Annotated in this window: 1 protein-coding gene; it reads left to right on the top strand. The window is 53.3% G+C overall.

The window, feature by feature from the left end:
• Positions 1-381: hypothetical protein (locus AC1RPN_RS08570; protein ID WP_481763772.1), on the top strand; the 381-nt coding region annotated here is incomplete at both ends.

Here is a 381-nt window from a genome sequence, read left to right as displayed (position 1 = left end):
ACCCGTTTTACACGCGGCAGTCTCAGATCATTGCTACAGCGTACGCCGCTAACCCAGAAAAGGCAGCACGTGACTGGGGCGCGAATCCTCCTGCTGTTCACTCGCGATTTATCCATCCCGATACTATTGCACAGGGTACATTCGTCAACGGGCCAAATGCGCACAACTTCATCTACCAGTTCGATAAGCCGGGTGAAGTCTACGGTCGTATCGAAACCGTGCGTCGTTTCAAGTGGCCAAGCATAATCGCGATCGACGCCGGGTCCTCGAACAACTCGTTCTGTATTGCATCTGTCCACTACGATTTCGACACAGGGAAAACGGTAGTCGGCACCGCCCTCGAATGTATTCCACTTGACGGCAGGAAGGTCAACTTCAACC

This window comes from Dellaglioa sp. CoH-57-MRSF-20 (assembly GCF_056781955.1).
This window is presented reverse-complemented; position numbering and strand designations above follow the sequence as displayed.